The organism is Microcystis sp. M_QC_C_20170808_M9Col (assembly GCF_007095495.1).
GTDB classification, from domain to species: domain Bacteria; phylum Cyanobacteriota; class Cyanobacteriia; order Cyanobacteriales; family Microcystaceae; genus Microcystis; species Microcystis aeruginosa.
This window is the reverse complement of the sequence record NZ_SFBZ01000236.1, coordinates 1-7052: the sequence shown is the minus strand read 5'-3', so window position 1 is coordinate 7052 and position 7052 is coordinate 1. Positions and strand designations below refer to the sequence as shown.

The 7052-nt window shown below is 41.9% G+C and carries 9 protein-coding genes and 1 pseudogene; 8 read left to right on the top strand and 2 right to left on the bottom strand.

Annotated features, from left to right (window positions below; all coding sequences use genetic code 11):
- Positions 1–114: 114 nt before the first annotated feature.
- The 7 genes and pseudogenes from EWV68_RS22095 to EWV68_RS13755 all read left to right on the top strand — a co-directional run.
- Positions 115–183 (top strand): annotated as a pseudogene (locus EWV68_RS22095) (PEP-CTERM sorting domain-containing protein); the annotation flags it as partial.
- Positions 184–330: 147 nt separating this feature from the next.
- The gene (locus EWV68_RS13780) at positions 331–585 is read left to right on the top strand and encodes a hypothetical protein (protein ID WP_061432203.1); all 255 of its coding nucleotides are present in this window, start codon (positions 331–333) and stop codon (positions 583–585) included.
- Positions 582–1037 carry a PIN domain-containing protein gene (locus EWV68_RS13775; RefSeq protein WP_287170130.1) on the top strand — a complete coding sequence of 152 codons (456 nt, stop codon included), beginning with the start codon at positions 582–584 and terminating at the stop codon, positions 1035–1037. The genes EWV68_RS13780 and EWV68_RS13775 overlap by 4 nt, the downstream gene beginning before the upstream one ends.
- A 257-nt stretch (positions 1038–1294) precedes the next feature.
- Positions 1295–1525 carry an addiction module protein gene (locus EWV68_RS13770; RefSeq protein WP_287170129.1) on the top strand — a complete coding sequence of 77 codons (231 nt, stop codon included), beginning with the start codon at positions 1295–1297 and terminating at the stop codon, positions 1523–1525.
- 369 nt (positions 1526–1894) lie between these two features.
- Positions 1895–2269, top strand: coding sequence for a hypothetical protein (locus tag EWV68_RS13765; RefSeq protein ID WP_287170128.1), 375 nt, complete (start codon positions 1895–1897; stop codon positions 2267–2269).
- A 28-nt stretch (positions 2270–2297) separates the two neighbouring features.
- A complete protein-coding gene (locus EWV68_RS13760; protein WP_061432199.1) occupies positions 2298–2651 on the top strand; it encodes an immunity protein CdiI family protein in 354 nt (117 codons plus the stop codon).
- 110 nt (positions 2652–2761) lie between these two features.
- Positions 2762–3016: a hypothetical protein gene (locus EWV68_RS13755; protein ID WP_061432198.1), complete on the top strand. Its 255-nt coding sequence runs from the start codon at positions 2762–2764 to the stop codon at positions 3014–3016.
- 138 nt (positions 3017–3154) lie between these two features.
- Here the strand turns inward: EWV68_RS13755 and EWV68_RS13750 are convergent, their stop codons facing one another.
- On the bottom strand, positions 3155–5233 hold the full coding sequence (locus EWV68_RS13750) for a thioredoxin domain-containing protein (protein ID WP_287170127.1): 2079 nt from the start codon (positions 5231–5233) through the stop codon (positions 3155–3157).
- Positions 5234–5310: 77 nt separating this feature from the next.
- Here EWV68_RS13750 and EWV68_RS13745 point away from each other — a divergent pair, with 77 nt between their 5' ends.
- Entirely contained in the window at positions 5311–5919 is a 609-nt protein-coding gene (locus EWV68_RS13745) for a chromophore lyase CpcT/CpeT (RefSeq protein WP_061432196.1), read from the top strand.
- Here the strand turns inward: EWV68_RS13745 and hemB are convergent.
- Positions 5916–6896, bottom strand: a complete 981-nt coding sequence (gene hemB, locus EWV68_RS13740) for a porphobilinogen synthase (protein WP_002733412.1) — start codon at positions 6894–6896, stop codon at positions 5916–5918. The genes EWV68_RS13745 and hemB overlap by 4 nt on opposite strands.
- Positions 6897–7052: the final 156 nt, after the last annotated feature.

The following is a 7052-nucleotide window of genomic DNA, read 5'->3' as shown; positions in this document are numbered from 1 at the left end:
AATTTTTCGACTTAGTTGCCGGCAGCTTGCCGCCAACTCACTCCTCTAGATAAGTATTTTGACTCACGCTCCTTCCTCTTTCGAGACGTTGTGACACTTAGGGTGCGGAATGTGGGTTCAACCCTCAAGCGCAAACTAAAACCCTCCCAATCCACCGAAAAAGAAACCACAAAAGTAGGCTAAATTGCCTCTAAAAATACCATAAATGCCCCTTCATTCAGTCAGTTGAGGGGGTTTTGTTTTTTTATATCTCTTCCTCTTACACATTAGTCGCTCGAAAATGATAAGATAGACATAATAAACCAGATTGAGTCTGAGGAGAAATCAAAAATGCAATTTATTCAGACTAAAGCCAAAATCAAAGATGGACAATTAATTATCGAGCAACCCCATCAAGATTTGCCAACAGACACAGAGATTGAACTTGTTATTATTGTTCCCGATCAAAATGAACAAGTAGAATTTGAACAAGCTCGTACTAAGATGCAAGCTGCATTTAAAGAAGCAGGTATCGAAACTGATGAACAGATTTTAGAGCTTATTCGTAAAGTGAAGCAAGAACTATTTCAGGAGCGGTATGAATGAGGAGAATTTTTTTAGATACAAATATTTATATTATTGGTCAATTAAAACCCCTCTCACCACAAGAGCGAATTCTTACATGGTTAGGATATTATACCCACAATAATCAATCTTCAATCAAAGTTATTATTTCGCAGGAACTCATTAACCAAATTTTACGAGTTGGCAAAAGACTTCAAGGTAAAGATTGGGCAGCCAAAATAGTAGATCAAATCTGGCAGAATCTTAATTGCTTATTTATACCAGAAACGATTGAAATGAAAGCAGAAGCAAGTAAGATAATTGCAGAAAAATTAGTGCCTTCTGAAGATGTTTTTATCTATCTAACTGCCAAATATGGTGCGGCAGAAATCTTTTTGTCTGAAAATCGAGAATTAATCAAAATTATTGCTGATTTTGATTGTTTAACATCAGAGGAATTTCTTGATAAATATCTGCGACAAATGCCCCCTTAATTCAGTCAATTGAGGGGGTATTTTTGGCATAACTCTCTCAATTCCCATGATTTCAAGGAGTATGGTTTATCTTGCAAGCTGAGAGCTGCTACTAAGTAGTCGGACATAAGTTTTCGCTGCTGTATAAAGTTTTGTAAATAGGGTAGAAAGCTATATGCAGCAGCGAAAACTGGCTATTTTACATTCCTTAACATAGTGTTGTTTATTTATGTCCGACTACTTACAATCTAAGATGATTGGTTATAGATGCTTTCAAGATGACTAAAACAGCAGAAACCCTCAAAATAGAACTTGCTCAACTTTCTGTGCAAGATCGCGCTGAACAAGCTTACTTTCTCATCCATTCCTTAGATGAAGGTGTAGATGACAATGTTTTAGATGCTTGGGATAGAGAATTAACTGAAAGATTAGCCGAAATTTATGCTGGACCAGCCAATGGTGAACCATCAGATAAAGTATTATTGGAATTACGAGAGAAATATTCGTGAAACCTGTTATTATTCACAGTGAAGCAACAGGAGAACTTGACAATGCTATTCAATATTATGAGAAGCAAAAGATAGGATTAGGGCTAGATTTGTTATCTGAATAGGATTTGAAGCATTTATTTGGGTGGTTGCGATCGCATATAGAAAACGTAAACCTGATTACTGGAAAAAGCGAAACTTAGAATAATGGAGATACTCAAACGTAAACTAAAATCATCCCAATCCACCGACAAAGAAACCACAAAAGTCGGCTAATTGGCTTCCAAAAATACAATAAATGCCCCTTCATTCAATCTTGAAGGGGTTTATTGCATAATACAGGAATGAGTAAACTGGATTAACCTCTGCAATCTTGAGCTATAATCGGCAATGATGGAGCATCCCAACAACGCTCAGAAAAAACTCCCGATTGCTGAACTTAAAAAAGCAGGAATCAAACATACCCCAGAAAATATTCTCATTACTAAAGAGCCTAGGGGAAAAATTATTTTTCTAGAAACCGGAAAAGGAGGAGAGAGAGGTTCTGGATTACTGCATATTCTAGAAAATCATCGAGAAGATTTCCTCAAGAGAGGTATTGCCGAAGCACAAATTCCCGATTTAATCATAAGAGCTATTAGTGAGGGTAAAATTATTGGCATACAAGGGAAAAGTCGAATAATTTATCAAGTAAAAATCAATGAAATGATCCAGTATATTTCTCTAGAAATTAGTCATAATGGTTACATAGTGAGTGCTAATTAATTGACAAACTTATTCAGGAATGATAATTATGGCAATCAGAATCAAACTTTGGGCAGATTATGGAAGTTACCCACTTTGGGGAGTAGATGAAATTGATAACATTGCTCCTGAAGAATTGCCATTAAGTAAAGAAACCATTCAGCGTTTAAACCCATGGCAGGATACTTACGATAAGACTTTAAATCAAGACTATCCACCTTTATCAGATTTTCCGAATCAGCAAGCTGAAACGGATTTTAAACAAGAAGGAATTAGTTTGTGGAAACAGTTACGTCTTGAACTTGCACCAGATTATGAAGTTTTCTACCAAAATGAATGTCAATTGTTGAGAAATCCTAAGGAAATAACAAAACAATATACAGGACAAAAGATAACAGTCTGAGCGAGATGTGTTAATTATACCTTTTGCCAATCCACGAAATTAAATGATTGACAACAAGCATACTTTTATGCTACGATTACCAGTCTAGTGTAAATATAGTAAAAATTAAAATGTCTATCACCGATATTAATAATCTTCAAGGCCAGATTTTGCCAATTATTAAGACTTTAACGCTAGAAAAACCACAAAAAGTCCTTGAATTCGCCCAATCCTTACCAAGAAATTCACGTTTTCAGAAATGGGATAATATTTCAGATGCAGAAGCACAAGCGTTACAAAATGAATTGGCTCAAGAGGATATTAGCTTTTCAGAAAGTATTTTACCCGATTATTTATCTCACCTTGAACAAGAGGATAAGAAATAAATGCGAGGCGATATTTATCTAGCTGATTTGAATCCGAGTCGTGGTTCAGAACAAGTCACCAGTCACGAGTAGGGTGCGTTCCCTGATGCCATCCTTGTTACTCCATCGTTTGATCGTGGGGAACGCACCATCTTTAAGTTAACCGAGCAGTATTGACGGACCCGCCATCACCCCAGCAATTTGTTGGTCCAACTGTTCTAAATTTTCCGCCGGTTCAAGGCAGCATAACCCTTGACAAATTAACCCAAATGTGCTAGAGGGCAAACTGGCATCGACTCGATACACCGCAGTGGGCAAATAGCGACTTAACAGCGGCTCGATCGAGCTTTCCGGGGCGCGCAGACAGAAACCGTGACGATAGTGATCGAGGGCAACAAATAAACTGGGGCAAGCGGTGGGGGACTGTTCTAGGATGGTACTAAAAGATTGCAAGGCCTTTTCGGCCCGATCGAGATATTCTAGATTTTCCGTCAATCGCGACAGACGCAATAAATTAGCGATCGCAATTCCGTTAGCCGAAGGGGTGGCATTATCCGTATAACCCCGTTCTCGCACGATCAGATCGAGACTATGATCAGAAGCAGTATTAAAATATCCCCCCTCATCCTCGGACCAAAACCAGCGGTCGAATTCCCCTTGTAGATCGATAGCCGCCTCTAACCAGGCAGTTTCTTGGGGATTAGCCGTTTGCAAGTCCAGTAAAGCCTTAATAAAATAGGCAAAATCCTCCGATTGGGCCAAAACCGAGGCCTGACCCTGATAATTCAAGCGCTGAAAACGTCCATCTAACCACTGATGCTTGAGAATAAACTCGGCCGCGACCGTAGCCATTTGCCAGTACAAAGGTTCGCTAAAGACGGCAAAGGCCCGGGCTAAACCAGAAATCATCAAACTATTCCAAGCGACAATCATTTTCGTATCCGTTACCGCCGGAATCCGTCCCGGCCAAGAGACGGTTTTCGCCTCTTGATTGTCTCTGGCCGGGGGAAAAAGAGCTAATTGGGCTTGAGAACTGCCATAACGCCGAATAAATAACTTATCGAGCAGATTTTCTATCTCCTTCCCTAATTCTCCCCCTTGCCGACGTTGCAGGACATTACGACCCTCAAAATTACCCTCGGCAGTAACGGTAAAATTAGCCTGCAGCAGCCCCAATTCCTCGGTCGAGAGATAATCCCTTAACGACCGATCCGACCAGACATAAAAGGCCCCTTCCTCCGGTTCCCTATCCGTGGCATTCTCAAAACTATCGGCATCTTGGGCCGCATAAAAATAACCTTCTGGGGCGGTCATTTCCCGTTTTAGCCAGTTAACCGTGCCTTTAATCCCTCTCTCAAAGGCCGCTTCTCGATCACCCGCACTCCACAAATTGGCTAAATATTCGACAATTTGCCCGTTATCGTAGAGCATTTTTTCAAAATGGGGAACTGTCCACGTCGAATCCACCGTATAACGATGGAATCCTCCCCCTACATGGTCATAGATTCCCCCCAGGGCCAGATCTTCCCCCCGTTGATAGGCCGCTTGCCGGAGGGAATCCTCAAAATCGTCACCAAAGCGACTACCCTGCAAAGCCAGATGAGAATATGGAATCATCGGAAAACTGGGCCGACCGTAGTTATTGGGATTAACCCGAATCACCGCCGTATTTGTCTCGATTCCTGTGGCTAAAAGGGAAGGAGCGGCTAAATTAGTCTCTGCTCGGGGTAAAATAGCTGATTGACGCAGTGCGCCCAGCATTTCGGCCGTAAATTTGCTTAATTTCTGCTTTTCCTCGTCATAATAGCGACGTACCGATTGCAACACTTGCAGAAAACCGGGCCGGTTAAAGCGCGGTTGCACAGGAAAATAGGTGCCACCATAGAAGGGAATTAAACTATCCGGTGTTAGGAAGACATTCAGAGGCCAACCCCCTTGACCGACCATCATCTGCAATGCTTGCATATAGATACTATCGATGTCCGGTCTTTCCTCGCGATCAACTTTGATCGGCAAAAAATACTGATTGAGATAATCGGCAATGGCCCGATCGGAAAAAGCTTCTCCTTCCATAACCGTACACCAATGACAGCTAGAATAACCGATCGAGAGAAAGATCGGTTTATCTTCTCCCCTGGCAATTTCTAGGGCGCTGTCACACCAATACCACCAATCGATCGGGTTTTCGGCGTGTTTTCGCAGGTAAAGACTTTCAGATTCAGCCAGATGATTAGCCATGGGAAAAGGGGTATTTTTGCTCTTGCTGCTTATTAGTTTAAGCTAATTAGAGACTAACCGGAATCAAGCCTCTGCTTATGCTGAAAACTTCGATCGCCCTAGGATTTTTTCTTACTCAATCTTTGCCCCTTAATCCGCAAGTACAAGGGGTGGCTAGTCATTTAATTGGGGTCATGGATACGACGCAACAAGCGCAGACTAATCCCCGCATTGCTAAGGTGCAAATGACTACCTGTGCGGTGGATTTTTCCCCGAAACAGGATAGTATTTATCTTTATCAGGAACAGGCGATTATCGATCGCTTAAATCAACCCTATCGTCAAAGAATTTTAGTCATTCAACCTAGCCCCGATAATTCCACTGTGGAATCGAAAGCTTATAAGTTAAATAATGCCCCTAACTTTATTAATTTTTGTAACAAAGACTTGACAGAAAGAAAATTAAATGTATCAGATTTGGCCGAGTCGGTGTGTACTGTGTTTTTAAAACCGATAGCGGGGGGTTATCGGGGAGAAACTCCCCCCCAGGGTTGTCCCACTAATGCCAGAGGTGCGGTGAAAATAACTAATACAATTATTCTACATTCCCAGGGCATGGATACCAGCGATCGAGGTTATGATAGCCTTGGTCGGCAGGTATGGGGAGCGCAGGATAATGTCTATCAATTTCGCTGGCAAAAACCCTAAAATCGGCTTTCCTGTTTCATTAATGCCACATCGGCAGCAAAATAGGTCAAAATCAAATCGGCCCCCGCTCGTTTCATACTGATTAAAGTTTCCAAAATCAGGCTTTTTTCGTCAATCCAGCCCTGTTTTGCCGCCGCTTTAATCATTGCGTATTCACCACTGACGTTGTAAGCGGCGACGGGAAGATGGCTACTATCGCGCAGACGACGGATAATATCGAGGTAGGCCAGAGCGGGCTTAACCATAATAATATCTGCCCCTTCTGTTATGTCTAAACTGGCTTCCCGTAAGGCTTCCCGACTATTAGCCCCATCCATTTGATAGGTTTTCTTATCACCAAATTTTGGGGCTGATTCTAAGGCATCTCGGAAGGGACCATAATAAGCAGAGGCATATTTAGCCGTATAAGCGAGAATTCCCACATCCAAATAGCCAGCCGCATCTAAAGCTCGACGGATCGCCCCAACCCTACCATCCATCATATCGGAAGGGGCGACGAAATTAGCCCCGGCTGCCGCTTGCGAGAGCGACATTTTCACTAAAACTTCCAGGGTTTCATCGTTGAGAATTTTACCGTCCTCCACAATACCATCATGACCATAAATTGAAAAAGGATCGAGGGCAACATCGGTAATAATAATTATTTCAGGGACTTCTTTTTTAATCGCTTTCACCGCCCTTGGCACTAAACCATCGGGATTATAACTTTCTCTACCGAAATTATCTTTTTTATCTTCGGCAATCAGGGGGAAAAGAGCGATGGCATTAATGCCTAAATTATAAGCATTAACCACTTCTTTGAGCAATAAATCAAGGGAATAACGATAACAATCGGGCATAGAAGGAATAGCCACCTTTTGATTTTCTCCCTCCATGATAAAGAGGGGATAAATCAAGTCATTAACGGTTAATTCAGTTTCACGAACAAGACGGCGAATCGCTGGAGTATAACGAAGACGACGGGGACGAATCAGCATGATAACAGCGCGTCAAAAATAAAAAGTAAACAGTAAATAGGGTCTGCTGAAAAAGTTTTTCCTGGGGGTAGGAGTCAGGAGTCAGGAGTCAGGAGCCGGTCGTTTCAGGCTTTGTTGCCCTTGTTTTTTGTACCAAGCGATGTACTACAAGAAGGA

Bases quoted from the DNA above. Each gene is read 5' to 3' on its own strand.
- EWV68_RS13780 (WP_061432203.1), top strand. From the start codon at position 331: ATGCAATTTATTCAGACTAAAGCCAAAATCAAAGATGGACAATTAATT.
- EWV68_RS13775 (WP_287170130.1), top strand. From the start codon at position 582: ATGAGGAGAATTTTTTTAGATACAAATATTTATATTATTGGTCAATTA.
- EWV68_RS13770 (WP_287170129.1), top strand. From the start codon at position 1,295: ATGACTAAAACAGCAGAAACCCTCAAAATAGAACTTGCTCAACTTTCT.
- EWV68_RS13765 (WP_287170128.1), top strand. From the start codon at position 1,895: ATGATGGAGCATCCCAACAACGCTCAGAAAAAACTCCCGATTGCTGAA.
- EWV68_RS13760 (WP_061432199.1), top strand. From the start codon at position 2,298: ATGGCAATCAGAATCAAACTTTGGGCAGATTATGGAAGTTACCCACTT.
- EWV68_RS13755 (WP_061432198.1), top strand. From the start codon at position 2,762: ATGTCTATCACCGATATTAATAATCTTCAAGGCCAGATTTTGCCAATT.
- EWV68_RS13750 (WP_287170127.1), bottom strand. From the start codon at position 5,233: ATGGCTAATCATCTGGCTGAATCTGAAAGTCTTTACCTGCGAAAACAC.
- EWV68_RS13745 (WP_061432196.1), top strand. From the start codon at position 5,311: ATGCTGAAAACTTCGATCGCCCTAGGATTTTTTCTTACTCAATCTTTG.
- hemB (WP_002733412.1), bottom strand. From the start codon at position 6,896: ATGCTGATTCGTCCCCGTCGTCTTCGTTATACTCCAGCGATTCGCCGT.